The 26,949-nt window shown below is 36.5% G+C and carries 26 protein-coding genes; 21 read left to right on the top strand and 5 right to left on the bottom strand.

The window, feature by feature from the left end:
• Nucleotides 1-9 precede the first annotated feature (9 nt).
• A complete protein-coding gene (locus tag D1839_RS12850) occupies nt 10-744 on the bottom strand; it encodes a sugar isomerase domain-containing protein (protein WP_120380364.1) in 735 nt (244 codons plus the stop codon).
• Nucleotides 745-746: 2 nt separating this feature from the next.
• The gene (locus tag D1839_RS12845) at nt 747-1,199 is read right to left on the bottom strand and encodes a PTS sugar transporter subunit IIA (protein WP_120380363.1); all 453 of its coding nucleotides are present in this window, start codon (nt 1,197-1,199) and stop codon (nt 747-749) included.
• A gap of 397 nt (nt 1,200-1,596) precedes the next feature.
• Between D1839_RS12845 and D1839_RS12840 the strand changes: the two genes are divergently transcribed.
• The 4 genes from D1839_RS12840 (at nt 1,597) to D1839_RS12825 (ending at nt 5,138) form a co-directional block, all read left to right on the top strand.
• Nucleotides 1,597-2,151, top strand: coding sequence for a histidine phosphatase family protein (locus tag D1839_RS12840; protein WP_286168733.1), 555 nt, complete (start codon nt 1,597-1,599; stop codon nt 2,149-2,151).
• Between the two features lie 136 nt (nt 2,152-2,287).
• On the top strand, nt 2,288-2,842 hold the full coding sequence (locus tag D1839_RS12835) for a histidine phosphatase family protein (RefSeq protein ID WP_120380362.1): 555 nt from the start codon (nt 2,288-2,290) through the stop codon (nt 2,840-2,842).
• A gap of 470 nt (nt 2,843-3,312) precedes the next feature.
• Complete coding sequence (locus D1839_RS12830; RefSeq protein WP_120380361.1) at nt 3,313-4,155, top strand: protein phosphatase 2C domain-containing protein; 843 nt, start codon at nt 3,313-3,315, stop codon at nt 4,153-4,155.
• Between the two features lie 227 nt (nt 4,156-4,382).
• A complete protein-coding gene (locus tag D1839_RS12825; protein ID WP_120380360.1) occupies nt 4,383-5,138 on the top strand; it encodes a class I SAM-dependent methyltransferase in 756 nt (251 codons plus the stop codon).
• A 1,043-nt stretch (nt 5,139-6,181) separates the two neighbouring features.
• On the opposite strand, the gene D1839_RS21110 is transcribed toward D1839_RS12825, so the two are convergent.
• Both D1839_RS21110 and D1839_RS12815 read right to left on the bottom strand, forming a co-directional pair.
• Nucleotides 6,182-6,688, bottom strand: a complete 507-nt coding sequence (locus tag D1839_RS21110) for a methylated-DNA--[protein]-cysteine S-methyltransferase (protein ID WP_120380358.1) — start codon at nt 6,686-6,688, stop codon at nt 6,182-6,184.
• Between the two features lie 67 nt (nt 6,689-6,755).
• Nucleotides 6,756-7,325 carry a bifunctional transcriptional activator/DNA repair enzyme AdaA gene (locus tag D1839_RS12815; protein ID WP_120380357.1) on the bottom strand — a complete coding sequence of 190 codons (570 nt, stop codon included), beginning with the start codon at nt 7,323-7,325 and terminating at the stop codon, nt 6,756-6,758.
• A 341-nt stretch (nt 7,326-7,666) separates the two neighbouring features.
• Here D1839_RS12815 and D1839_RS12810 point away from each other — a divergent pair, with 341 nt between their 5' ends.
• The 7 genes from D1839_RS12810 (at nt 7,667) to D1839_RS12780 (ending at nt 14,575) form a co-directional block, all read left to right on the top strand.
• A complete protein-coding gene (locus tag D1839_RS12810; protein WP_158589659.1) occupies nt 7,667-8,089 on the top strand; it encodes a DNA-3-methyladenine glycosylase family protein in 423 nt (140 codons plus the stop codon).
• A gap of 522 nt (nt 8,090-8,611) precedes the next feature.
• Entirely contained in the window at nt 8,612-9,205 is a 594-nt protein-coding gene (locus tag D1839_RS12805) for a YdcF family protein (protein ID WP_120380355.1), read from the top strand.
• Between the two features lie 168 nt (nt 9,206-9,373).
• Nucleotides 9,374-10,501: a sensor histidine kinase gene (locus D1839_RS12800; protein ID WP_120380354.1), complete on the top strand. Its 1,128-nt coding sequence runs from the start codon at nt 9,374-9,376 to the stop codon at nt 10,499-10,501.
• 6 nt (nt 10,502-10,507) lie between these two features.
• A complete protein-coding gene (locus tag D1839_RS12795) occupies nt 10,508-11,140 on the top strand; it encodes a response regulator (RefSeq protein ID WP_120380353.1) in 633 nt (210 codons plus the stop codon).
• 123 nt (nt 11,141-11,263) lie between these two features.
• Nucleotides 11,264-12,196 (top strand): ABC transporter ATP-binding protein, encoded by a 933-nt coding sequence (locus D1839_RS12790; protein ID WP_120380352.1) that lies wholly within the window; start codon nt 11,264-11,266, stop codon nt 12,194-12,196.
• Nucleotides 12,197-12,209: 13 nt separating this feature from the next.
• Entirely contained in the window at nt 12,210-13,478 is a 1,269-nt protein-coding gene (locus tag D1839_RS12785; protein ID WP_120380351.1) for an ABC transporter permease, read from the top strand.
• Entirely contained in the window at nt 13,475-14,575 is a 1,101-nt protein-coding gene (locus D1839_RS12780) for an ABC transporter permease (RefSeq protein ID WP_120380350.1), read from the top strand. Before D1839_RS12785 ends, D1839_RS12780 begins: the two co-directional genes overlap by 4 nt.
• A 307-nt stretch (nt 14,576-14,882) precedes the next feature.
• On the opposite strand, the gene D1839_RS12775 is transcribed toward D1839_RS12780, so the two are convergent.
• A complete protein-coding gene (locus D1839_RS12775) occupies nt 14,883-16,373 on the bottom strand; it encodes a CapA family protein (RefSeq protein WP_120380349.1) in 1,491 nt (496 codons plus the stop codon).
• Between the two features lie 361 nt (nt 16,374-16,734).
• Here D1839_RS12775 and D1839_RS12770 point away from each other — a divergent pair, with 361 nt between their 5' ends.
• From D1839_RS12770 to rlmD, 10 genes are all read left to right on the top strand, one after another.
• On the top strand, nt 16,735-17,703 hold the full coding sequence (locus D1839_RS12770; protein WP_120380348.1) for a phosphotransferase enzyme family protein: 969 nt from the start codon (nt 16,735-16,737) through the stop codon (nt 17,701-17,703).
• A 34-nt stretch (nt 17,704-17,737) separates the two neighbouring features.
• Complete coding sequence (locus tag D1839_RS12765; protein WP_120380347.1) at nt 17,738-18,280, top strand: GNAT family N-acetyltransferase; 543 nt, start codon at nt 17,738-17,740, stop codon at nt 18,278-18,280.
• A gap of 430 nt (nt 18,281-18,710) precedes the next feature.
• Nucleotides 18,711-19,124 (top strand): GNAT family N-acetyltransferase, encoded by a 414-nt coding sequence (locus D1839_RS12760; RefSeq protein WP_120380346.1) that lies wholly within the window; start codon nt 18,711-18,713, stop codon nt 19,122-19,124.
• 174 nt (nt 19,125-19,298) lie between these two features.
• Nucleotides 19,299-19,790 (top strand): HD domain-containing protein, encoded by a 492-nt coding sequence (locus D1839_RS12755; protein WP_199690125.1) that lies wholly within the window; start codon nt 19,299-19,301, stop codon nt 19,788-19,790.
• 91 nt (nt 19,791-19,881) lie between these two features.
• Entirely contained in the window at nt 19,882-20,136 is a 255-nt protein-coding gene (locus tag D1839_RS12750; protein WP_120380345.1) for a hypothetical protein, read from the top strand.
• A 658-nt stretch (nt 20,137-20,794) separates the two neighbouring features.
• Nucleotides 20,795-21,181, top strand: a complete 387-nt coding sequence (locus D1839_RS12745; RefSeq protein ID WP_120380344.1) for a GNAT family N-acetyltransferase — start codon at nt 20,795-20,797, stop codon at nt 21,179-21,181.
• Nucleotides 21,182-21,819: 638 nt separating this feature from the next.
• Nucleotides 21,820-23,028, top strand: a complete 1,209-nt coding sequence (locus D1839_RS12740; protein WP_120380343.1) for an efflux RND transporter periplasmic adaptor subunit — start codon at nt 21,820-21,822, stop codon at nt 23,026-23,028.
• A complete protein-coding gene (locus D1839_RS12735; RefSeq protein WP_286164803.1) occupies nt 23,000-23,689 on the top strand; it encodes an ABC transporter ATP-binding protein in 690 nt (229 codons plus the stop codon). The genes D1839_RS12740 and D1839_RS12735 overlap by 29 nt, the downstream gene beginning before the upstream one ends.
• Complete coding sequence (locus D1839_RS12730) at nt 23,682-24,929, top strand: ABC transporter permease (protein WP_120380341.1); 1,248 nt, start codon at nt 23,682-23,684, stop codon at nt 24,927-24,929. Before D1839_RS12735 ends, D1839_RS12730 begins: the two co-directional genes overlap by 8 nt.
• A gap of 436 nt (nt 24,930-25,365) precedes the next feature.
• Complete coding sequence (rlmD, locus tag D1839_RS12725) at nt 25,366-26,757, top strand: 23S rRNA (uracil(1939)-C(5))-methyltransferase RlmD (protein ID WP_120380340.1); 1,392 nt, start codon at nt 25,366-25,368, stop codon at nt 26,755-26,757.
• The last annotated feature ends 192 nt before the right edge of the window (nt 26,758-26,949 follow it).

The raw sequence follows: 26,949 nt of genomic DNA, 5'->3' as shown, positions 1-26,949 counted from the left end.
CCCTCCTGATTATAAGCAAGTTATTCTATTGCGATATTTCTCTATAAAACGTTTATTGATCTGATCCCCTTTGTCTAGGTTTGAGCTAACATATATGGGTGGTTCTCCTCCGTCTTTTACTAGGTTCTCAATAACCTGTACCACTATAGATTGCAAAATAGTAAATCCGATAATGGAGGAAGTGGAGCCGAATTTAGATTTTAAACCTGGGGTTTCCATAATTGCATCTCCCGGTTCTCCATGATTATCAAGTACGATATCGGCTAATTGATATAATTTTTCTCCATTTTTATATCTGGATTCTACTTCGTTAGAAAAAGATAGAGATGTGAGCGCAATAACCTGTAAACCTTTCTTCTTAGCCTCAATAGCCATTTCAATTGGTACAACATTTCTCCCTGATGTAGAAACAATTAACATGACATCTTGCTGCTGAACATTTTCTCCATCCAAGATTACTTTTGCAAGCCCCTCCTGTCTTTCTGAAAATGTACTTAATGGGGCGGAAGGTGCTAAAGATAACGGAGGAGATAGGATTGCATTTACAGGTACGAGTCCTCCTGCTCTATAGAACAGTTCCATTGCATACATTTGTGAGTGTCCACAACCAAACACATGAAGCACACCGTCATTCTTAATAGATTCTTTAATAATATTTGCGGCTTGGATTATATTTTCATCTTCTTCTTCGACAACTTGATGTAGGATATTAGTAATGTTTGTAAAGAAATCTTTGTATCGCATTTCTATTCCTCCAATTTTCCATTAATTAATTCGATTACCCGTTCTACACTTTTTGCTTTTCTAATAGCCTCAAGCAGGTTAGTATCCTGTAATACTTTCATTAAACCGGCCATTAATTGTAAATGGGAGTCATGATCAATGGCACCTAGCGCAAATATTAAATCAACGGGATCCTTATCACCAGCTCCGAATTCAATAGGGGTTTCCAGTGTCAACATGCTTAAGCAAATTTCATGAACATTAGACGCAGGGCGAGCATGAAATAAAGCAATACCTGGTGCGATTACAATATAAGGACCAAATTCATGAACTGATTGAACCATACTCTCGATGTACTCTTCGTTAATTGATTTATTTTTTAGTAATAAATCTCCCGCTTTTCTGGCAGCATCTTCCCAATTTTTAGCACTTACATTTAGTCTTATTGTATTTACATTTAAAGCTGTGCTTATCATGACTTACCTCTCTTTCAACCCATGTATGATGGATTTTAAATAAAGTAGGTGATTCCAATTATTGGTTATGTTGTCATAACCAATTTGGTGTTGGTCATTTTCTGTTTTTCATATTACTCTCCTTTCTAAATAAAGGTATTTTTTACCTACTCCATAATAAAAATGAAATCCAAAATTGGTTATAACCAATTTAAGTATAGTTTAAATTAAAAAAGTTGATTTGTAAAGCGCTTTCAATATTTTTAAATATAAAACTAATAGAAACATCAAAATGAGTTAACACATAGTTTAGAGGGCCAATATGAAGTATGATGAAATAAATGATCTAAGTCCAAAGAGGAATTTAGAAAAACTAGTGAGGAAAGGTCAGAAAATAATGGGAGAGATAAAATTGCTTATGAACTTATACTTAGTTAGACATGCGCATTCTGTTTATACACCAGATGAAATGGGTAGACCGTTGTCAGAAAGAGGGTTCAAGGATTCAAAAGTTGTTACGGAATTGCTTAAAAAAGAAAAAATAGATTACGTTTTTGCTAGTCCGTATAAGCGAGCCATTCAAACAGTAGAAGGAATTGCTACATATATAAATAAAGAGATTAAGATAGTGGATACATTTAAAGAACGAGTTTTGGCAGGAAAACCAGTTAAAGATTTTACAGCTGCAATTACAAAAGTATGGCAAGATGAAAACTTTGCATGGCAAGGGGGGGAGTCGAATAAGACTGCTCAGAAAAGGGCGACTGATTCTCTTTTCCAAGTATTAGATAAGTATAAAGGGAAAAATCTTGTCATCGGGACACATGGGAATATAATGGTATTAATGATGAACTATTTTGATAATCGTTACGGATCTGAATTTTGGAAGCGTCTTGAAATGCCCGATGTATACAAATTATCTTTTGAAGATAATAAACTTCTTGAAATAAAGCGAATATGGAAAACGTATTGACCTAGTATTTTAACTAGAATAAAAGTGCGATGACTCATTTAGTTTTCAAAATATTTAATTGTTGTAATCCGAGGTGAATACTGTAAGGAAATAATATTATGAGGTAGACCAAATTAAAATGAATAGAGGGGATAGGATGAATAAAACTATCTATATTATTAGGCATTGTGAAGCGGAAGGGCAAGCTGCTGATGCGTCACTTACGGAAAGAGGATGGATGCAGGCGAAAGAATTAGCTGATTTTTTATCAAAACGAAAGATTGATCGGATTATTTCAAGTCCATTTTTAAGGGCGATTCAATCGATAAAGCCATTTGCAGACAATAAGAATTTAGAGATCGAACGGGAAGATCGTTTAATGGAACGAGTACTTAGTTCCACCTTTTTCCCAGATTGGCTGGATAAACTAAAAGTGACCTATTATGATCTTGATTTAAAGTATGAAGGTGGGGAATCGAGTAACGAAGCTATGAACCGTATTGTATCGGTAGTGGGGGATATTATAGAAAGTAATGCTACACATACAGTTATTGTGGCGCATGGAGGGATTATCTCTTTATTACTCCATTATTATGACCAAAGTTTTGGGTTTGAGCAATGGAAAGGTTTAAGCAATCCTGATGTTTATGAATTAAACATTTCAGATCAGGCTATTAGTTATATACGTTTGTGGGATAATAGAAGTAAATAAGGCTCATTGTATCGTAGTTAGCTAAAAAACTAGTATAATTTTTTAGCTTATACACTATATTTATTCCAAATATAAAGTGCTGTAAGACTCCCGCTTCAGGAATTGGAAGATGTGTGCTGGACAAGTCTAAGTGGAGATAATAGCACTTGAATTATATTGGCTGTACACTAAGTCAGAATAACATACCAATGCTTAAAACATTTGCACATAATGGGTGTTCCGTATTAGAAACCAATAAAGTTTATAAAAAAAGAATAAAACATTGCCTTAAATTAACGTGAACAAGCATGCCGTATGTCGTTATGTGAAGCAACATTTCCGTTTCAGCTTAAACGATTAAAAAGTGTTGCAATTCATTGATGTACTTAACGGAGGAGAAGGTTTAAGAAGTTGTTCTGATGTATACAAGAGTTGACAAAAAATCACATAGCAAGTAGTTGTAAGTGCGTTTTAAAAGGGAGACATGATAAATGAAAATAGAAACAGTGACTTGTAAGGGTGTGGGTAAACTGAATGAAGATTCCGTTATCATTAATGATGATATTTCGATCTACGGGGTTGCTGATGGAGTATCTTCTATCGTACCTTTCGCTAATCAAGAAAATGAAACAGGCGGTTATATTGCCTCTAACCTAGTCAGAAATTATTACCAAACACTTCATTGTGCCAGCAGTTTTCTGGATGATTTTGCAAAGATAAACACGCAACTGCAGGATAAAATGAACGAATATAATATAGACACTTTGAAAAAAGAACAATTATGGGGAACTGCATTAGCTTTGGTTAAGATTTCTCCAAATGGAATAGACTTTATCCAAACAGGCGATTGTATGATTTTTGCTGTATATGAAGACAATGCAGTAAGGACGTTAACTCGAGCGCAAACAGCACCTTTAGAAAAAGCTGCTATAAATAGATGGAAAGAGCTTATTGGTAAAGGAGTAACCAAACAAGCAGAATTGATGAAGGATGTCAAAGACATTCTTATTACTAATAGACAAAAAAGCAATACCCCTGCTGGGTACGGCGTGTTAAATGGAGAAGATGACGCTATTAAATTTACTGAGTTTGGAAAAATAAATAAAAACGGATTAAAGCATATCGTGATAATGACAGATGGACTCTTTCTTCCAAAAGAATTGGTTCCTGAACACGAGTGTTACTGGAAGTCTGTGATTAACGAGGTTCTTTCTAAAGGACTACAAGCATATGCAGATGAGTTAATTGAGCTAGAGGCGTCTGATCCAGAATGTGTGAGGTATCCGAGGTTTAAAATGTCAGATGATAAAGCGGGGGTATGGATCACGTTTTAATTAGCGGATAGATATAATACATAAAGTAAATGATTGAGCAAAGAATGCTTAGGTATTATGCAGAAAGAGATGAGCTTTATAATTCTTCGCCTAATGAGAATTAAGCATATCCTCTTTTTTGAAGCTGTTGATTTCAACTTCAAGCAATGCTTGACTACATAATTAAGTAGTTTGCAGGGAAAGGGCTACCAGTATAATTAGATGATATTAATGAGGAGGAAAGTGTTTTGAAAAAGAATTTGAGGACGGAAGAAGCGATAATTAGATGGAATACCTTCGCCGAATTGTATGCAGCAAACCATTCCGATCAAGGAGATGTGCATAAAGAAGTATTTTTAAACCCAACATTATTTTCCTTAATGGGAACAGTTGAGCATAAAAAAGTATTAGATGCTGGGTGTGGTGAAGGATATTTCAGTAGGTTGTTAGCAAAATCAAATGCAATCGTAACAGCTGTAGACTATTCCCCAAAAATGATAGAATTAGCGAAACATAGAACACCAGATGAATTAGCGATCAAGTATTACCATGGTAATTGCGAGGATTTACATTTCTTAGAAGACGCTAGATTTGATATCATTGTATCTAACATGGTTATGCAAGACCTGGAAAATGTTGAAAAAGCTTTTCAGGAAATGTATCGGTTATTAGTCAATGGAGGTACTTTTATTTTCTCCATATTACATCCATGCTTTATCACGCCAGAAAGTGGGTGGGCGAAGGATGACGATGGTAACAAATTACACTGGAAGGTCGATCAATATTTTTATGAAGGGGTATATGAGCAAAGATTTGGTGATGAGGAGAAAATTCTGCTATTCCATCGGACTCTGACAACTTATATCAACACTTTACTTGGGATTGGTTTTAGTTTGGAAAAAATAATGGAACCGAAGCCATCTCAAGCGATGTTAAAAAAACATCCTTCCTTTGAAGAAGATTTCCGTTGTGCTGATTTTATTGTCTTTAAATTAAACAAGTAATAAATACTCCCTCTTTTATAGCAAGGAAGTTGATTGCAGTATTTTAGCTCTATAAAGGGAGTAGTTTTATCCTGATATAAGGTGCTGTAAGACGCCGGCTTCAGTTGTTGAATAATCTGACTGGAGCAAGTCTAAGCGAGCTATCACAATACCTAAATGGCTTTATTCGTTAGTGGCCTTGGCTACACAAAGCGCCGTGGGGGGATAAATGAAAGCCCTACGGATGGAAGATAAGAAAGCATAAAGTAAGGTGCTTGGGTGTAACGAAATAACCGAAGAGTCACGTCCGGCTCATCGCCCAGCAACGATGCGGCTTTAGAAACCGCCCTCCGATAAGGCCACATCGGTTCGCCTCTAAGAGGAAGACCGACTAAGCATCGGCCGTCGGCATACCCCCTATTTTAGTGGCATGATTCTTTTATCCCGGATATAAGGTGCTGTACACTCCCATTTCAAGGATGGAAAATGTGAGCTGAACAAGTCGAAGTGGGAGATAACAGCACCTAAATCCCCGATTCGTTCAACTAACAATCAGCGGGGATGAAGAAACCCCCGCTGATTGAAGGTTCCCTTTATCTTTCATTGATTTGTTCTGCAATTAGACACGACCTAACTCCTTCAGTAAAGCGTTGTGCAATCTATTTTGACATTTGGTCATATAGGATTGTTTATGGAGTTTATCGCTTTTAAATTTTCCAATAACCTGACGTACATTTTTATTGTATACGATAAGTTTTTGGTATTGTCCATCGTCAAGATCATTTTGAAACCAGGATTGTCTCTTCAAAATTTTAATGTTCTTGCAAATATCTTCTTCATCCACCTTTAAAAAAGGGAATGTAAACTGTAATGTTTAACAGATCTAGAAAAATCCATTCATATGCCATGATTCATCCCTCCTTGGATAAAGTTTTCTACCAATAAATACGTCTTAAACAACAAAATGGTTCCATACTAAAAGAGTATACCTTTATAATTTCTCAGTTATATTCTATACTCAAGGCTGCAATCAGTTTTTTCTTGAAAAAAACAAGATTCCGTTTTTATGTTTCTTTAGCTTTTTCAAATAATAACAGTCGCTTTTTCATATCTAGACCACCACGAAACCCTGTTAGTGCTCCGTTTTTTCCAATGACCCGATGGCACGGAACGATAATGAAAATGGGGTTTGCTCCAATGGCTGCTCCAACAGCACGTACAGCCTGTGGCTTTTCTATAGACTCTGCAATATCAGAATACGTAACCGTTTTTCCAAATGGTATTTGTTGCAATGCTTGCCACACCTTTTGTTGAAAAGCTGTTCCATAAAGGTCAACATCTAATTCGAACTTCTGCCTTTTCCCTTCCAAGTATTCTTGGAGCTCCAACATATAAGGATGCAACATGTTTTCGTTTTCCTTAACTTCTTTGTTTGGCAATTGCTTGTGCAAAAATATTTCCATTTCATTTACTGCTAAGTGACGCGGGCCTAGGTAGCACAATCCTTTCTCGGTCGCAGCTGCATAAAACTTCCAAGTATTATAATGAAATGTTGTCCAATAAACGGTCACTGTTTACTCGCCTCCTGCATAATTTTTGTCATACCAATCGTTTGTAAAATCAAATCCCGTAAGAAGGTTATTTTTCCGTTTGCTGCATCTGGAAGGCTAATCGGAATTGTTTGGGAGATTTCCCGGTATATTGTTTAAATAAAGTAATGAAATAAGAAGTATTCGGTAATCCTACTTTTACACCTATATCAGCAATGGATTGGTTGGTTTGCATTAATTCCTGTTTTGCGTGATGAATTCGTATACGTTGTATATAGTCAACCGGTGACATGTTCATGATTCGTTTAAACGTTCTTTGTAAATAATAAGAGCTACCATGACAATGATCCGCTAACAGAGCTAAAGTCAATGGTTCGTGGTAATGCGTATCAATAAATGCTTTTATTTGAAGCACCCATTCCTCATCTGGCATTCGTTGTTCACATGGTTTGCAACGTTTACAAGGCCGAAATTCTTCTGCCAACGCCTGCTGGGCATTTTGAAAGATACGTACATATTCCCTTTTAGGATTTGGTGATTTACAAGAAGGACGACAGAATATACCTGTTGTGCGAACGCCGTATAAAAAGACAACATCGAAAGAAGCGTCATTTGTTATAATGGCTTGCCATTGTTCTTCTGTTATGGAACTTGTCATCGAATCACCTCACTTGTTCATTTTATTATAACGGTTTTAATCAAATAGATGAACGGTTTAGAAACATCATCGCAAGATAGTGAAACTTTTAGAAGAGTAAATATGATACAACTAGATTAGAAGAAGGCAAGATAATGGAGGTAGAAAATGTTTGGAAATTGCGGTTCCTTAAGGCTTTCGGTTTAAGAAAATATACGTTATTTAGCAATTGCAAATCATGAATGCATGTATCAAGTAATAAACAAGTATGGAAAGCAATTAACGTGGATAAAACAGTTTTTTAATGGAATTGAGTAAAGCAGAAGATGGAGAATCGCTAGTTCGAGTCGTGAAAAGTTTCCATTCTTTTTCTGAAGCTAAATCATAGTAAAATTACCGCCTATGTACGTGATTGGTTTGATTTAGATACAGATTTATCTGATTCCTATCAAATGGCTGAAAATGAACGTTATTTACAAATGCTTGTTCATACTATTTATGGGCTACGCTTGATAGGAATTCCGAATTTTTTCGAAGCAATGATTTGGGCAAGTATTGGACAACAAATTAATCTTTTATTTGCTTCTAAATTGAAAAGAAGATTGGTTGAACGGTTCGGAAAATCGATCCGTTGGAATGGAGGAGATTATTGGCTTTTTCCCACCCCAGATGTTAATGCAAATGTGCCGGTTTCAGAATTGACATCGTTACAGCTATCGAAAAGAAAAAGTGAATATTTAATAGATAGTGACCATTCAATAATTGATGGCGCATTGTCTAAATAAAGTGCTACAGATAGCCTTGAGGAAGCAGAAAAAATCCTAACAAGTCATAGAATAATTAGTTCATGGACAGCGCATTATGTATGGATGCGTTGTTTGCTTTTTCGTAATGCATTTCCGATTGCAGATGCGAGTTTACAAAATGCAATTAAACAGTTAGCTAGGTCGGAAAAAAGCCAACCAAAGAATATATGTTGCAGCTAAGTTCTGGTTGGGAAAATTGGCAAGGCTATGCTACGTTTTATTTATGGAGAACGCTCTACCAATAATATTTTGGAAAGCACAGTAATAGGATTGGGCGAGCTTATTTATAGCAGTCTAGGACGTTACCTTTGAGAGGGAGAGGATTGGAAAATGATTGAAAAACACCTTTAAATCATAGATACTTGATAGCAAGATACCCATTTACACATGAGGATTTTCCAGGGTTGATTTCATATTATCTACTGCTTCTTAATGATCTAGCAACTGAGATATTGTAATTTTTGGACAGTGTTTTTGCCGCATTTAAGAGGAGGTAATTTCATGGTAATTGCAGCATATATTTTAGGTGTATTCATACTATTCCCGTTAGCATTCATCATCGTCATTCATTCCCTTTTTAGGAGAGCCTCCTATAACCACGGACAACAGAGAGATGTTTTGATCCTACTTGGTTACCCTGCAAAAAAAGATGGGAGTCTGTCACCTATTTTACGGGAACGAATCAATAAGGCTGCTCAGGCTTACCATCAGGGTATTTGCAGAACTATTATTTGCTCTGGCGCTGCCGTTTATAACGACTATAATGAAGCGGAAATAATGGCGGCACGCTTAATGGACTATGGTGTACCTCATTCCAGCATCCTTCTTGAAAAGCAATCCCAAAATACATACCAAAACTTGGTTCATTCCAGAGAATTAATGCGGCAAAATAACTTTACAACAGCGGTTATTGTTTCTTCCCCTTGGCATTTGCGGAAAGCTAGTTTCTATGCTTCTAAACTGGGTATTGAACATACAGTAGAAAAATCACGAATCCCAAAGAGACATGTATTCATTAGTATCGTTATATATTTTTATATTTACACAAAGATGTTATTTTACCATCTACGTTATCAAAGCCAATGGAAAAAATAATGAATAGCTTTAATAAGAGGGGGAATAGTTGAGCAAACAATACGAAATCACGGAAGAGGAAAAGAAAAAAGTATTAAATACATGCTTTAAACATGTGCAGTTGCAGTACAAATCATGGTATTCTTTATTGAAAGATATTATATTCGGATTTTGTCAAGGAGTTTGACTATGAAGAAAGCGTATTTTATTTGGCTTATTATTTATGGCGTAGTATGGGTTTTAATACTGATTGATTTAATACCAGACTTAAATGAATGGCAACTGGTAAGTATTTGCATATATATAATCGTATTATTTATAGTTCCCCTTTTTTCAGAAAGGCCGAACACGCAATGCCTATTATTTTGTATCCAAGCATTAACTTCCATTGTTATTTTTTTCCCTGTAAACGGCGTAATAAATCCTTATGTATTATTAATCCAATTATTAATCATCGCTGAAACTGTTTATTATCTTTCTCGCCTACGTAGTTTCATTGTAATAGGGGTTCAATCGGGGAGTGCTGCGTTTATTTTAATGAAATCCGATACTACGGTTTCACAATTAGCTTGGTTTGGATTTTTTTATGTTTTATTCGTAGTTGCTTTATTTTATTATCAATCCATGCGTGCTAACGAATTAGAGCTAAGAAAAAAGAATGATGTATTACTAGATGAATATAGAAAGATGAAGCGACAGCTTTTGATAGAGGAAGAATTAGCAAGACAGGATGAACGTATGTTGATTGGTCATGAAATACATGATTCTGTTGGTCATAAACTTACGGCTTTATTAATGCAATTTGAAGCTTTTCGGTTAACTGCAGCTGATGACCATAAAGACAAGATCAATAATCTTAAAGAGCTTGCTGAACAAAGCTTAGAGGAAACAAGACGGGCTGTAAAATCTTTTAAGCAAAAGGAAGTAGGCGGATTACAGGGTGTAATACGACTAATTCGAAAACTGGAAATGGAAAGCTTTATGAAAGTAAACTTTTCGGTAAAGCATGGCGCGTTCCTTGCGTCTTTAACAGGAGAGCAATCTTTTGCTGTATATCGCGCTGTGCAAGAGGCGTTGACAAATATCATGAAGCATAGTACGACAAGAGAGGCACAGGTTATATTTGAGACTCTTGGGGGAAGTGTTTTTCGGTTTGAAGTCGTCAACGAGTCAGAGCCTAACCCTTTCTTTCAAGAAGGATATGGCTTAAAAGCAATGCGCGAGCGATTAGAGAAAGTAGGCGGATCGTTAGCTATTCATCATGATCAGTATCAATTTGTGGTAAGTGGCAGCATAAGGTTAAGAGAGAAAGGGTAGTGGGAGATGATTCGTGTCTTGTTAGCTGAAGACCAAATTATGGTTCGTCAAGGTTTAAAGGCGATGATTGAAACAGATGAAGGAATTCAAGTAACGGGTGAAGCTGATAATGGTAATGAAGCAGTTCAATTATGTGATCAGCAATTTTTTGATGTAGCAATTTTGGATATTCGTATGCCTGAAATGGACGGGATAGAAGCAGCCAAGATTCTTCGTTCACGCTTTCCAAGCATGAAAATCTTAATGCTCACGACGTTTGATAATCAACAATATGTAATGGATGCTCTAAAAACAGGAGTAAGCGGCTATATGTTAAAAAGTGGTGATACCGAGTCCCTTATTCGTTCTATTAAGAGTGCATTAAGGGGAGGATTATCATTGGAGGATCAGGTAGCGGCGAAGGTAATGCCAGTTTTGCTTCAAAGCCAGGAGAAACCCCACATTGATCCGTCATTAACCCCAAGAGAAAGGGCTATTTTAAAGTGTATCGGAGAAGGACTGAACAATAAGGAGGTTGCAGAGCGGTTAGGCTTATCGGTGGGAACCGTTAAGAATCAAACGAGTCACATTTTAGATAAATTAGAATTAAGGGATCGTACGCAATTGGCCATTTATGCGATTCGCCATCGGATGGTATGATTTCAAATAAAATGACTAAAGTAATAATAGTATTTTCGTGACGTGACCAGAGTCAGTAGAGGCTTTGGTTTTTTTGTTTTAAGATAAAATTATAGCTGTACGACAAACGAAGGAGGCAACCGCATGCTTGAGGCAATCCATTTAAGCAAGAATTTTAAAGGAAAAAAGGCAGTGCAAGACGTTAATTTATACTTGGGTCATGGCGAATCAGTTGGACTAATAGGGCCAAACGGTGCTGGAAAATCGACGACGATCTCTATGATATCCTCTTTAATTAAACCAACTAGTGGAGAAATCAAATTAAATGGAGTAAATACGATTACAAAACCAGGGGAAATCAGAAAAATTTTAGGTGTAGTGCCACAGGAGTTGGCGCTTTACCAGGAGCTGTCAGCATATGAAAACCTGCATTTTTTCGGTTCCATTTATAAAATGCAAGGAAAGGAATTGAAAGATAGCATTGAACAGGCGTTGGAAATTGTAGGTTTGACAGATCGTCAGAAGGATTTAGTAAAGACTTTCTCTGGTGGTATGAAGCGTAGAGTGAATATTGCTGCAGCATTATTACATCGTCCAGAAATTCTTATTTTAGATGAACCTACCGTCGGCATTGATCCACAATCGAGAAATCATATTTTAGAAACAGTACGGATGCTAAATGAAAAAGAAGGTACTACGATTCTCTATACAAGCCATTATATGGAGGAAGTTGAGCAACTTTGTGACAGATTGTACATTATGGATCATGGTGAAATTATCGCAGCGGGTACCAAAGCTGAATTGCTCAGTATTTTATCTACGGAAGATACGTTCAAATTAGAGCTTAGTAAGTTGGACGGAAATTTTATTGAGCGAGTAAGGGCGATAGAGGGAATTCGGAAAGTTGAAGCTTTCCAATTGCAAATGAAGATCATTGCTAAAAAAGGTAGCAATTTGATTAGTGAACTTGTCCATCTTGCGGATCAGCAACACATACAAATTATTAACTTTCAAACAGAGACGCCTAGTTTGGAGGATGTATTTCTTCATTTAACGGGACGGACTCTGAGGGACTAGGGGGAAGGCAATTGTGCGAAGTTTTATCAAAAAAGATATACTGATGTTTTGGCGTGATCGCAAGGAATTGATCACGGTGCTAGTGCTTCCTGTCCTTTTAGTATTCATATTAAATTTTGCTTTTGCGGGATTATTTAACCATGATAAAAAGTCGACTATAGATCTCCAATTGGCTGTTGTAAATCAAGATAAAGAAGCTGAGGCGTTGGAACAGTTGAATAAAAAGTTGATGAATGAAGCGTCTTTGGAAGAGCAGGAAGCAACAGCGTTAGTTGAACAAGCGCAACATATCCAACCTGTACCTCTGTTATTTGATTTTCTTGAAAATAAAGACATAAAAAACTTGGTAACGGTTCACAGGCTTAAAGAGGCTGAGGCAGTAGACAAAATAAAAGAAGGGGACTTAGACGCGATTCTGATTATACCTGATGGTTTTACTGCTGAAAGTTTATATGCCGCTTTTGTTGGAAAGACTCCAACAGTTAAATTACAGTATAAATTGGAGCAGCAAACGAATAACAGCAGCGCTTTAAACAATATAATTCAAGGGTTTATGTATCAGTTAAATTATCAGTTTGCAATACAGACAATAGCAGGTGCTAAGGAGGTAGAGGTGACGCTTCCTGAAGGCGGATTTGAAGAAATAGGTACTGGTGAAACCTTTACAATGTCTCAATATTTTACCATTACAATGGGGGCCTTGTTTGCTTTATTCATGGTAGCTACGGCAGCAACGAAAACGGGAATAGAGATTAGGCAACAAGTATTTAATCGAATTTTATTGACGAATAGCCATCCGATGCAATTTTTTATCGGAAAAATGGTATCTACCATTTGTTTGGTATTTTTGCAAATTATATTCGTCATCATTGTATCTAATTTAATTCTGAATATATTTCCAGACCGTTCTATGACCTTTTGGATAGGAATTGCGGCGATGGCTGTTTTATTTTCGTTCGCGATGTCCGGCTTAGCTGCTGTATTTACAGCAATTATACTAAGGATGAATAATATAGATGCATCCAATGGAATTTTTATGTTAGTCATTTTACTGTTTGGTATTATTGGAGGGAATTTTGTTCCTATTCAGATGTTACCTGATTGGTTGCAACAAATTGGCGAATGGACACCAAACGGTCTATATTTAGTCATGTTCACAGATTGGATACAATTTGAGGAACTATCCTCCCTAGCTAAGCCAAGCATGCTATTGATAGGCTTTGTCATCTTGTCCACTATGGCGGGCTTAGCCTTGTTTCCAAAAAGGGGGATTACGAAGTGAAAGCAGTATTATGGGCACAATTTTGTAAGGATAAACGAAATCCGTTAGTTGTTCTTTTATTTATTGCTGGAAGTATTCTTGCAACTCTTTTATTTGCTGGAGGCGTCTCCTCACCAACGACCGTCCCTATTTTCAGTGAAGAAAAGAATGCTTCCGAAATCGAAAAAAAGTGGGAATCATTGCTAAATGTCAGTGACTCCTTTCGATTTGAAATAATGGATCCAAAGCAAGCACGCGAAAATGTAAGAGATGGGAATATTGACGTTGCAGTGAAGGTAATGGCTACGGATTACAGGTTGGTTGCGAACAGTGAACGGCCGACTGTGTCTTATGTTCAACAACATGTTGAGAAGGTATTTAACCGGGAGGCACAAATTAGCGCAATTGCTAAAACGCAGGGAGAAGAAAATGTTCGTAGCGAGATTGAAAACTATTTAGAGGATGCACCTTTTCAATTAGATACTCAAGGGCTAGATAGTGAGCACATTCCTAAATATAACTTGAGTATCCAGTTATTGTTTGCATTTACGTTTTTAATTTCGATGTTTATTGCTGGCCTTAAGGTGAATAATGTGACAAATGACAAGGTTTCAGGTGTTTGGAATCGGATGATTTTGTCATCGATTAGTAAAACGAGCATGTATTGCGGTTATGTACTATATAGCTTTTTAATTACTTTAGTTCAAGTTTTAGTCGTGCTGCTGTTGTTTAAGTATGTCATGGATTATGAGGTAGGCGATCATCTGTGGTTGATTATTTTGATTGCTGCGTTTTTTATATTTAGTATGATTAGTATTGCCATGCTAATAACTGGCTTTGTGAGGTCTCCAGAACAGTTTTACGCAATATATCCATCGTTAATTCCAATGATTCCACTTATCAGTGGGTCTTACATGTTGCCAGGGACGATTACAAATCCTGTGTTATTGTTTATCGCAGATCTATTTCCAATGGTTCATGCGATAGAGGCAATTATGTCGGTTGTTTTTTATAGTGCCGGATTTGAAGACGTGATCATGTCCCTTCTGCTTATGTTGTTAATAGGTGTGGTAGCAATGGGCTTAGGGATTAACTTGATGGAGCGGAGAGGCCATTAGCCTAGAGGAGTATAGGCTGTTGTTATCGCTTTGGATAGGTGAAGGATATAGGCGGTTACGCTTTTAAATATGTTGCATGTATAATAAGGATCATCACTACTGTTTGAAAGACTTAGATTGAATCTTACTATGGCTTGGGTATAAAAAGCGGGAATGATTTAACATTGGGCTATCCAGAAGGTTTACTAGCTTCAGGAAGCCCTATGCTTGTACTATTAAGAAAGCATAAAACTTTAGGCTTTATGCAGAAACTATAGCTTTTCGCATAAAGCCTTGGCAACAAGCCAATTTTTTCTGATTTGAATATTTACCCTTCATTCAGGTCAAGAAACGGATCAAAATAGTCATACTCGACAACGCCATTTGGAATGAGCTTACTGATCCTAATCAATTCATTGACAATTTCCTCTGCATCTTTTCCAAACACAGGAAGCGGCTGGTAGTTATTTTCTGTTTCGCTGCCATTTGAATTTTCTAATGTTGGTACAATTCGCAACCCTTTCGTTACGACAGCATTATTTTCTATTGCAAACGTAAGTCGAAAAATTGCTGTTTGCCGAGATTTTAACGTTGGGTCAGCGCCAAAAGCATAGTCACCCATACTGTAAATGATATATTTGCCATTGTACTTTTCAACACTTTGTAAACGATGTGGGTGGTGACCGATAATAATATCTGCCCCTGCATCTATAGCGGCATGTCCAAATTTCGTTTGGTAGGTAGCAGGTATTTCCATGTATTCGATTCCCCAATGCATATTAACTATGACTAGATTATCTTCTTTTTTATACTTTTGAATGTCTTGAATAATATGATGAAGGTATGCGTCCGCAGACTTTCTATATCGATAATCATAGCCTAGAAAAATCGTTTCAATTCCGTTGATGTTTTTAGTAAGTGGTATATCTTCATTAAACACAGCGACATTATGCTTCTTAAAAGCATCCAATGTATCTTCATACCCAGCTTCAAAATAATCCATGGTATGGTTATTTGCTAGATTCGCCGCTTCAATGCCACTAGCTGGCAAAAAAGCCGCGTATTTGGGATGGCTTTTTATGCGCCATTTCTTATCTTGGGCTTCTGTCTTTGTTGTAAAAGCACTCTCTGCATTTATGACTGTATAATCATCCGAATGAAACCATGGCATGCTGTTTTTAAAAACATATTGGTTGTCGCCATTATTCCTTTCGAAAACGGTATCAAACTGTAAATGTTTAGGTGCTTCAGGATATGTACCAAAAGATGTATCTCCAACCATGCTAAGAGTTATTTGTTTGGGAACCTTTTGACCTTGCTCATAATTAGCTGCGGCAGCATAAAACCAATCATAAGGGTCAATCTCTTTTACATCTAAGGATGGGTTTGTTCCTTTTATTTTTTTTAGAGCAGATAAGTAGTCAGGGTATACTTTCCCTAACGCTTTTTCATCTGTGTTTGGTTTACGATAGGAAACAATTGCTTCTAAGCAAGTGGTTAATTTGTTCAAATAATGTTCTAATGTCTTATCTTTGGCTTGAATTTGCCGAGCTTTAGAAATAAATTGATGTAGTTCACCTACCGCTTCTGTTGAACCGCCTGATGATGCTACTTGTTTTAGAATATTCTCTGCCTGCTTGGATAAATCTGCTGCTAATTCTACTGTTAGTGTTGGTGATTGCTTTTCTTTCTTTGCTTCAGAAGGGGAACTTTTTTGTCCTGTAATGGAAAAAACAAGTATGCCTATGCCAAGCAATATGACGGCAATTAGTACCCATGCCCGTTTTTTTAGTTTTCTTCGCCTTCTTTTTTTATTCATCTTTTACCTCCAAATCATTATGGTAGATTTAGTTTGATGTATTTATAGAAAACTAGATAGCTAGTTTTCAAAGAAACGTAAGGAAGCGAAAACTTTTTGACCAAATGAACGTTGACCTTTGCAGTTTATGATGAATTTGTAAGAAGGAATAAAAGTTTGACAGGTTCATTATTCCTAGTGCTATTTTACCTTAATTACCGTCACGTTGCACTTTAATATCTCATAATTAGGTAAAATAAGTAAATAGTGGTTATATTTTTGGGACGTCTGTGGTTTTCTAGCGCTTAATTAGTGAAGCCCTGAAGCTATGAAACTTCTTCTTTATTAATTCGTAAGATTATAAAAGGGAGTGGTTTATATTATGGATAGTAAACTTTTAGGCAAAGGGGCAAGGCTATTTGATGTAGACGGATCTGATTTAAAATTAATTGGCGGGTTTTCAAACAATGTGTTTGAAGTTAATAGTAGTAAAGGGACATTTATAATCAAATATTATCCAAGTTCCATGTATGAAAGATATTCTATTGCAGCAGAGTTAGAATGGATTACATATTTATCTGAATCCGGAGTGAATGTGACGACTCCTATTGCTTCCATAAATAATAAACTATTGGAAGTAATAATATTAAATAACGAGGAAGTTTGTTACGTCTCAGCGTTTGAAAAAGCAAAAGGTGAATTTGTTGATGTTTCCAATAATAAAGTATGGAATGCAAGCTTTTTCTATACTTGGGGTAGGACGTTAGGAAAAATACATCGTTTGTCCAAATTATATCGACCAACTGATCCAAAAATGAAAAGGAAGGATGGGGAGAGCGGGCTACTGTTTATAAACTCAATTCTTGTTAGTAAATTGATAAAGCGGAAGTGGGAAAATTTTATCCATAACTTGAAAAAGCTGCCTAAGGATAATAACGGATATGGGATGATCCACCATGATTTACACCATAAAAATTTCTATTTATATAAGAAAGAGCTGGTATTATTCGATTTTGGCGATTGTGAATACAGTTGGTTCGTATATGATATCGCAATAGTTCTATACCATGCACTGCAAGTTGTTGATAACAGGGAGAAAAAGGATTTTGTGTATAAATTTATCCGTCCATTTTTAAAGGGATACCAGACCGAAAATCAACTTCAATCTGATTGGCTGCTAAAAATTCCGTTCTTTTTAAATTACAGACAAATCTACTCCTATATGTATTTTTCAACATATCTCACGAACGAGCAGCGAAAAAATGGCAAAACAAAGCAAGCAATCCAACGTTTGAAAACAAAAATCGAAAATGGTATTCCTGTTTTAGATTTTCAATTACCAGTATTCTAAAGGAAAACCAACGGAATATAAAAGGAGGAATTTTTTGTTTCATTCTAATAGAATCCAATTAAGAAAAATGACCATAGAGGATGCTGAACAATATCATACTTGGAGAAATGACGTCGATGTAATGATTTCAACCAATCCTTCGTTAGACTTATATTCGTTATCAGAATCGAAAGCTTTTGTAGAAGGTGTGATTCTACATTCAAGTTCCTCGAAAAGTTATATTATTCAGGATAAAGATAATGAGAAAGCAATTGGAATTACTTCGTTGATTAATATGGATCAAAAAAACAAAAATGCCGAATGTATTATTGATATTGGAGAAAAAGACTATTGGGGGAAAGGATATGCCAAAGAAGCCATGAAATTACTACTTGATTACGCCTTCTTAGAAATGAATTTGCATCGTTTATCATTACGCGTATTCTCATTTAACAAAAGGGCGATTCATTTATATACAAAGCTAGGCTTTAAGCAAGAAGGCGCTAGTAGGCAAGCACTATTTCGCAATGGAAATTGGCATGACATCATTCATATGGGAATACTTCAGCAAGAATATATGACTAGTCAGGAGAATTAAAGGTTTTTTAACTTGTTCTCAGATGAAGTAGAAAGCTTCCTTTTTTAGAATGTAACATTATTTTAAAGTGACATTAATTTGCGAATATCCCATTTTTAACATATAATATTAAAATAATCCAAGGCATTCTTATGTTAATACCCTCGTCTATAACTACTGCAAAGATGATGTAGCAAATAAATAGTAAAAGCAATCTACTTGCTTCATTGGTTGGCAGAGTGGATTGCTTTTTTCATTAGTCCTTATCCAACACCCATTGTCTCCAACATAGAGATGCCGATGGAATTATTCCCTGCGCTAACTCATTCTATGAAAGGAGAGAGGCGTACCACATAGCATCACTGGATATACTTATCAACATTTTTCTTTATAAGTAGTTATAAAGAAAACGCACTCTGCCATAATTAAAATTTTCATAGGAGGAACGCATATGTCAATTCGATATATAGAAGGCAGCGTATTTGAGGAAGAACAAATAAAAGCGCTATATGATAATGTAAAATGGACAGCTTATACAGACGACATTCCTAAACTAGTAAAAGCAATAGAACATTCCCTAGCTGTTATAACAGCTTGGGATAATAACAGGTTGATAGGCTTAATACGAGTTGTTGGGGACGGGTATACGATTATTTATGTTCAAGATATATTAGTGTTGGAAGAGTACCAAAATCAAGGGATCGGATCTGAATTAATGCAGCGAGTTCTGTATAAATACCATGATGTACGTCAAAAAGTGCTCTTAACGATTGATGCACCTGATGTTCGAGCTTTTTATGAGAAAAATGATTTTCATTCTTGTGATAACGGGGGTTTAGTTGCTTTTGCGAAAATGAAAGAATAGCATGAGTCATTACTCTCCGTTTGTTATAAGCTCTAAACTAAAAAGAAAAGGGAGATGTCCTAAAATGATGAGAAGTCATCCTATTATTGCAGAACCCCTGTACAATGAAGTAGAAATTCTATCCATGGGAGGTAAAACTTTTTCAAACAAGTTATGTGAGAAGATTGAAGCATCTTGCACATTTTGGTGGTGGCGCATACGTTACTCCAGTTGTACATAGCAGATATGAACATACTAGGTGTATGGAAATTAGCAGCAGTTTATTTTCCCAATCATCATGTATTGAGGGCAGCTGCAATTTTACATGATATCGGTCATCTATCGTTTTCTCATGCGGTGGAAAAAACCTTGGGATATGATCATCGGGCGTTGACAGAGGAATATATACAGAGTCCAGAAGTAGTATCTATTCTTCATACAGCTAATTTAGAACCGAGTGACATCATTCATTATCTCCGACTGCCTTCGCCTTTGACAGGGACTCAGAACATATTAGGACTGGATCATTTAGACAGTTTTTTGCGGGATACCTATATGACTGGAAACATAGAAACGATGCCGAGGGAATTGATAAAAAGAATCCATTGTTCAGAGCAAGGTATAGAAACCGATGAACCAACAGGTCTTCAATTACTCCGGTTAATCGTTCAAGTCCATTATTATTAGCAGTAGATCGATTACTGGCAGAAGCTATTTCACTTTATTGGAAATATGACAAAAAAATAAAAATGCATTTACCAAACAAACGGATGCAGATATGATTGCGGCATTGAAGGCATCGAAGAATCCAAAGGTTCGAGATATTATTCACACTATTTTATATCGGCCTGAGCAAATTAAGGTGCACCAAAATTCAACAGGAAAAGGTATCTCTTTTGGCATTAGAAAAGTGTATCTTAAAAACCCTCTAGTGAATGGCATACCTTTATTTGAGTCTGTAAAAGGTAAAGAAATGCTAAATCGCATAGAGCAATTAAAAAAAGAATACGAAGTGAACATTCCTTCGTTATAAAGGTATAGAAGAGATGAAGCTATGTCTCTCTTTGTATTAGTAATTTAGTGAAGCAAATAAATGCGGTTCCTCGCTACTTAGTAGGGAGCACTTAAAAGTCCACCATACAAAAGTAACGTAAAAGCTTTAGAACAAGTTTTTGGACCTGTTTTTTAATTATATAGTTTGCGTATCTTAATTTGTTGCTGGTGTATTCTGCAGATAGCGTCATACTTGGTCCAGGGTCATGTCATGTCATGCCTTGGTATTGAGGAATATTGGGCTAAGATTACAAGCTAGCAACCATGTGACTTCGTATGAAACTCCCAAATCTTCCTTTTTCCCCCATTAGTAAATTTAAACAAATGATTGTTTAAGATGGTCGGGCTATTCCGTTATATTGTTATCCCAATGCCAAAATCTTTATGCTTTCTTATCTCTTAAAAAGAAACGTGGTACTTATAAATCAGATAGAAAAAGTGTGGGGGTATACCGTGAAGGAGGTGTCATGACTATCAAAATGATAGCGTAAACCATCGTCCTCCATGAACAACACCATTAATCACAAATCAAAGATATGATCGGAGGTAAAGTAAAATGAATATTCGTTTTGTCCAAAGTTCTATTGCTTATCCCCGCTCTTATTAATGAATGGTGGGGTGGAAGGAATATATCACATATGTTGCCAAAGTTATTTTTTGATCATTTTCAAAATACAAGTTTTATTGCTGAAAGCGATGGAGAATTAATAGGCTTCCTCATTGGATTTCTCTCACAATCAAAAGAGAATGAAGCGTATATCCATTTTGTCGGAATTCATCCTGAATTTCGGAAACAGCAAATTGGAAAAGTATTATATGAACGTTTTATTGCAGTTGCTAAACAAAACAACCGTGAAATTATCCGTTGTGTAACATCTCCTGTAAACAAAACTTCGATTGCTTTTCACATAAAAATGGGATTTGGCATAGAAACAGGAAACAAAAAAATAGATGGGGTTGAAGTTATTGCTAATTACGATGGAGAAGGACAAGATAGAGTCCTCTTCACTAAAAAACTATACTAATCTTTTATCTCAGACTTCCCCTATTGCATTTTTAGGGATTGACCTGGATAAGGGAAGAAAGCAAACGAATGGTTGTCGTTGGATTTGGGGAGACATAATAAAACGGTTATTTACGGAATAGTCATGTCCGGCTCCAGCGCCCAGCAACTAGGCGACTTCACGAAATCGGCTTCCGATTAGTCATCATTGGTTCGTGCCTCACCATGATTCCTTTATCTCACTTGATTCGTTCCACTCGCTACGTTGCTAAACGGGCGCTTGCGCCTTTGTTCCACTATAGGAAAGTATAATTTTTGGTTTATAGTATAAGAGAAACAAAGGCTTCCGCCATAGGACTTGACGACAAGCCAAGTTTTTCTAAATATTCCTCCATAAACTTTTAAAAAAACTTTCTTAATCCACTTAACGAATTATTAAATGATCTGCCAACGGTTAATCCTCGGGTATTTAAAATTGTATATAGTTATCTATCATTAAATTGAAATTCTATTGAAATAATATTAACTTTAGTGTAAAATAAGTAATAATTTTGTAATATTTTATATATTATTTTCCAAATTTGTTTGTGTGTTCCTGCGAAAATTGTCTTAAAATCTTATTATTAAGGACATCGTTTTAAATGTTAAGGAGGAAAAAGAGTGAGTAAGAAGAAAAAGGTTATTCTGACTATTGTAATCATCCTCGTTATTTTAGGGGGCGTTGGAGGTTATTTTTTCTTTACTAGAGGAACAGGTACTGCAATAGAAGAAGAACTCACGCCGTTGATGGTAAGTGATTTTAGTGGTGAGATGAGTTCAGGGAGTGAATTATTTGCTGGTGTGGTGGAACCAAAGGAAACACAGAAAATTATGTTGGAGCCGGATCGTGGTAGCGTAAAAGAGATTTTTGTTAAAGAGGGAGACAAAGTCAAAAAAGGAGATAAGCTCTTTTCTTATCATAATCCCGAAGGACAAATGTTATTAAAAGAAAAAGCAATCGATTTGGAAATGGCGAATATAACAATTAATCAGAAAAGTAAAGAAGTAGAATCCCTGCGTAAACAATTATCAAAAGCAGAAGATGAGGAAAAAGGGGAGATTCGCGAGCAGTTAAATCAGGCAGAAATAGATTTGAAAGTGGCGAATTTGGATGCACAAAAAGCTAGAATGATGCATGAAGAGGAACAGAAAAAAGTAAATAACAGTATCGTGACAGCCAAAGTTAATGGGATTGTTCAAAAAATTGATGAAGATCAGCAGCAAAAACAGCAAACAGATGAGGAAACTGGTTCAGAATCTTCAGGGGGCACATTTATACAAATTGTAAATACAGAAGCTGCCTATGTAGAGGGGACTGTTAATGAGCTTGTAAAAGATGGATTGAAAGTTGGTCTTGAAGTTAATGTTGCCAGTAGAAAGGATCCCGAACAAACATGGTCTGGCAAGATTGCAGAGATTGGCAAACTGCCAGTAGAACAGTCCGAAGAGGATGTTGAAATGGACATGTATTCAGAAGATCCTAGCAATCCAAACGCTTCTAAATATCCGTTCAAAGTGGAGCTTGAGAACCACGAGGGATTAGAATTTGGATATCATGTATTTATTGAACTAGTAGATGAAGAATCAGCCAGTGAAGAAATAGTGTTGCCGTTTGAATATATAGTTCAAGAGGAAAAACCATATGTTTGGGTAGTGAAAGAAGAAACACTTGTGAAGCAAGAAGTTGAGCTTGGAGCAGAAAAAGAAGATGGTATGTTGATCGTAGTTAAAAAAGGATTAAAGCTTGATGATTATATCCTATTCCCGGAAGATTCATTAAAAGAGGGAAAGAAGGTTACCATTGATGATTCAATTGAAGAAGATTTATAAGTCTTATAAACAAGGAAAACAACAAGTGCCGATTTTACATAATATTGAACTAACGATTGAGCAAGGAGAGTTTGTTTCAATTATGGGACCTTCCGGCTCGGGGAAATCTACAATAATGAATGTTATGGGCTGTTTAGATACACCTACTTCGGGAGAGTATACACTTGAAGGAATGGATATGTTGAAAGGTAAAAATAATGATCTCGCTACCATACGCAATCGGTATATTGGTTTTGTTTTTCAAAGTTTTCATTTACTACCACGTTCTTCCGCACTTGAAAATGTAGAGTTACCACTTATATATGCAAAAGTGGATAAAAAAGAACGAAAGGAACGTGCAATGGAAGCACTTGAAAAAGTAGGTTTAGCAGATCGGCTGCATTTTAGACCAACTCAGCTTTCAGGTGGACAAAAGCAACGGGTGGCAATCGCAAGAGCTATAGTGAATAACCCCAAATTTGTGCTCGCTGATGAGCCGACTGGAGCGCTTGATTCTAAATCAAGCGAACAAGTGATGGAGATCTTTACGAAACTCAATCAAGAAGGAGTCACGGTCGTTTTAGTAACACATGAGCAGGAAATAGCTGTGTATACAAATAGAACCATTTTCCTTCGTGACGGTAGGATTCTTAAGGATGAAAGGAGAGCAGTCCATGCTTGATAATATTAAACTTTCTTTCCAGTCCATTTTTGCTCATAAAATGCGGTCCATCTTAACAATGCTCGGAGTGATCATTGGTATTGCAGCAATCATTACGATTGTATCCATGATCGAGGGGCAGAAAGAAAGCTTAAAGTCTGAAATAATTGGCACGGGCAATAACTCGGTTACAGTCATGTTTCAATCGGACAGTGCTGGCGACATGATGTCGGGAGAATATATTGGCGATGTGCATGAAGATCCGCCACCGGATGTACTGTTACCTGTATCGCAAGAGCGTTTGCAAGAAGCAGCTGATATAGATGCCGTAAAAAATGTTGCGCTTTTTTATCAAAATTATGCAGAAGTGTTTCATCTAAACAACTACTTGGATGCAGAAATTTATGCAACAGATGAAAGATATTTAAGATCTTTTCCAATAAATATTTTAGAAGGTAGAAAAATAACCTCTTTAGAATATGATAAAGGTCATCAGGTTGCAATAATCAATGAAGAGATGAGAGATAGCCTATTTCCAGAAGATGGCATGGCGCTCAATAAAGTTATTGAGGTGAATGCTGTTCCATTTCGAGTAGTAGGAGTCTATGTAGATCAGAAAAATAAGGAAGAGAGTATGTGGATGATGGATGAAGGTGAAGGGAAAATGCTAATTCCTAAAGCTGCCTGGTCTCATTTAGGGAGCTTTAACGACTTGCCACAAGCTCTTGTACAGGCTAAACGTTCGGATGATATAGAGAAAGCGGGACAAGCAGTGGCTGACGTATTGAATCAAGAGATTCCAGCTGAGTCTACCTGGCACTACAGTATTCCAAATGTAGATGAGATTGTTGGTGAAATTGAAAAGGTTAACCGCTCTTATACATTGCTTCTTGGTGGAATTGCTAGTATTTCTTTATTAGTAGGAGGTATTGGTGTGATGAATATTATGCTTGTGTCTGTGACTGAAAGAACCCGTGAGATAGGTATTAAAAAAGCCTTGGGAGCAAAGAAAGGTGCAATATTAGCACAGTTTCTTACGGAAGCGGCAGTTTTAACAAGTATTGGTGGAGTAATTGGTATATTACTAGGAATTGGGGGTGCAAAGGCAATTTCTCACTTTGCTACCATGCCCTTTGCCATACCTATTACAGCAATTATGGTTTCTGTTTTGTTTTCCATGGTTATCGGAATCGTTTTTGGGCTGCTCCCATCTATGAAAGCAGCTAAAATGAAACCAATTGACGCACTGCGTTATGAATAAAATAGTTGTTTACGTCAAGCTCTGATCCATAATAAGGTTTAGAGCTTTTTTAACACATCACGAGAAAAGCCTCAGGTAATGGCATATCCGTCTGAGACAGAGAATAGTTGGACTACTATTCAAAAACAAACCATTTAATAGTATTACAGTGAACTGAGATAGAGATATATACTAAGTTAGTAAGGGAAATGGTTGCGATAATGAACAATTAATTATAACATTATGCTTAGCAAGTTATTTTTTTGCGATGGCTAAATAAATTTGCGTAAGTGTTTAGCGGTTCAGAAGGAGTCTGTGCGCAATCTTGGTAAAAGTGTAAAATAATTTCTTCTACCCCTTTAGGTGGTTTACTCAGCTAACTAGTAAGAGCTTGGGTGACAATTTTATCTGAATAATCTGAAAAGTAACAACAATTCAATATCAAAGGAGGAAATTAATGGCATATAGATTTAATGAAAATACAATTATTACAGATGTAACGCAATTCGATGCAAAAGGATTAGGGAGGGCATCCATTCAACGTGAAAATAAACGGGGCAGGGTGAGAAAACAGCATGTAACAATTCCTTATACAATTCCTGGAGAGAAGGTAAAAGCTACACTTGTTCCTCCATATAGAAAACAAATCGCGCAGCTAGATGAAATCATTGAACCACATCCAGGACGTATTGAACCGCAATGTCAACATTTTGGTCGATGTGGTGGTTGTTCCTGGCAATATATGTCCTATGAAACTCAATTAAAGGAAAAAACAATTCAAGTTCAACGATTGTTAGAAGAAATGGAGTTTGATTCATCTGTTGTCCATCCTACAATCGAGACAGAAAGCGCCTGGCATTATCGCAATAAAATGGAATTTACGTTTAATAAAGATGGTAAGCTAGGCCTGCATGAAAAGGGTAATTTTAGAAAGATTATTCCGTTGAAAACATGCTTAATAACAAGTCGAGAAATGGCTACTGTATCTATGGATATAGCAAAATGGGCGGAAAAGCATCGATTATCAGGATATAACAAAGAAACAAAAGAAGGACTTTTAAGGCATTTAATGGTTCGGCAATCACAAGCAACTGGCGAAATGATGCTCGCCTTATTTGCAACCGAACGACTTGGCAATAGTCACCGCGCTTTATCAGATCTCACGCAACAGATAAAAGATAAGTATCCTTATGTAAAAAGTTTACTTTGGTTAGTAAACCATGATATTGCTGATAAGGTGCAAGCGCAAGAGATGCATGTTTTATATGGGCGCGATTTTATTTATGATGAATTGGGCGGCTATCGCTATCGTTTGTGGTACGATACGTTTTTTCAAACAAACGCTAAACAGGCAGAGAAATTAGTGAATTTAGCAATAGAAATGGCTCAACCTAAGGAAACAGATAAAATGATTGATTTATTCTGTGGTGTTGGAACATTCTCTTTACCGTTTGCAACTCGTGTTTCACAGCTTGTCGGTATCGAAATCGTAGAAGCCTCGATTCAGTCTGCAAAACGAAATGCCTTAGATAATGGTGTTTCTAATACACTCTTTATAGCTCAAGATGCTCGACAGGGGCTTAGATCGGTGCTTGAAAAATTTGAAAACCCTGATTTATTGTTACTTGATCCGCCACGTTCAGGGGCGGGAGGGAAAGTAATGCGCCGAATTGCTCGGTCCAAGCCAAAGCGCATAGTGTATGTTTCGTGTAATCCAAAAACATTTGCCACCGATATTAAAGAGTTGGTACCATTTGGCTATCAATTAGAGGTGGTTCAACCGGTAGATTTGTTTCCGCAGACGTATCACGTGGAGTGTGTATCGTTGTTACAAAGAGAAACTATATAGAACTCCTTAGTTTTAAACATTTTTACAAAGAATGTCGTGTTCATAGGAGAAGGCGAAAAAACGAGAAATAAAAAAGTACTGAAAAACCACATTATCGTTTCAGTGGTAATTGATCTGGGGTTCCCACACAATTTGCGCATAAAAAAATATACACGCAAACATCCAATTCTTTTATACTTGAATTGACTAGAA

This window comes from Roseburia sp. 1XD42-34 (genome assembly GCF_009917385.1).
Classification (GTDB): domain Bacteria; phylum Bacillota; class Bacilli; order Bacillales; family Amphibacillaceae; genus Virgibacillus.
The sequence above is the reverse complement of the archived record's forward strand: the minus strand, read 5'-3'. Positions and strand labels throughout refer to the sequence as shown.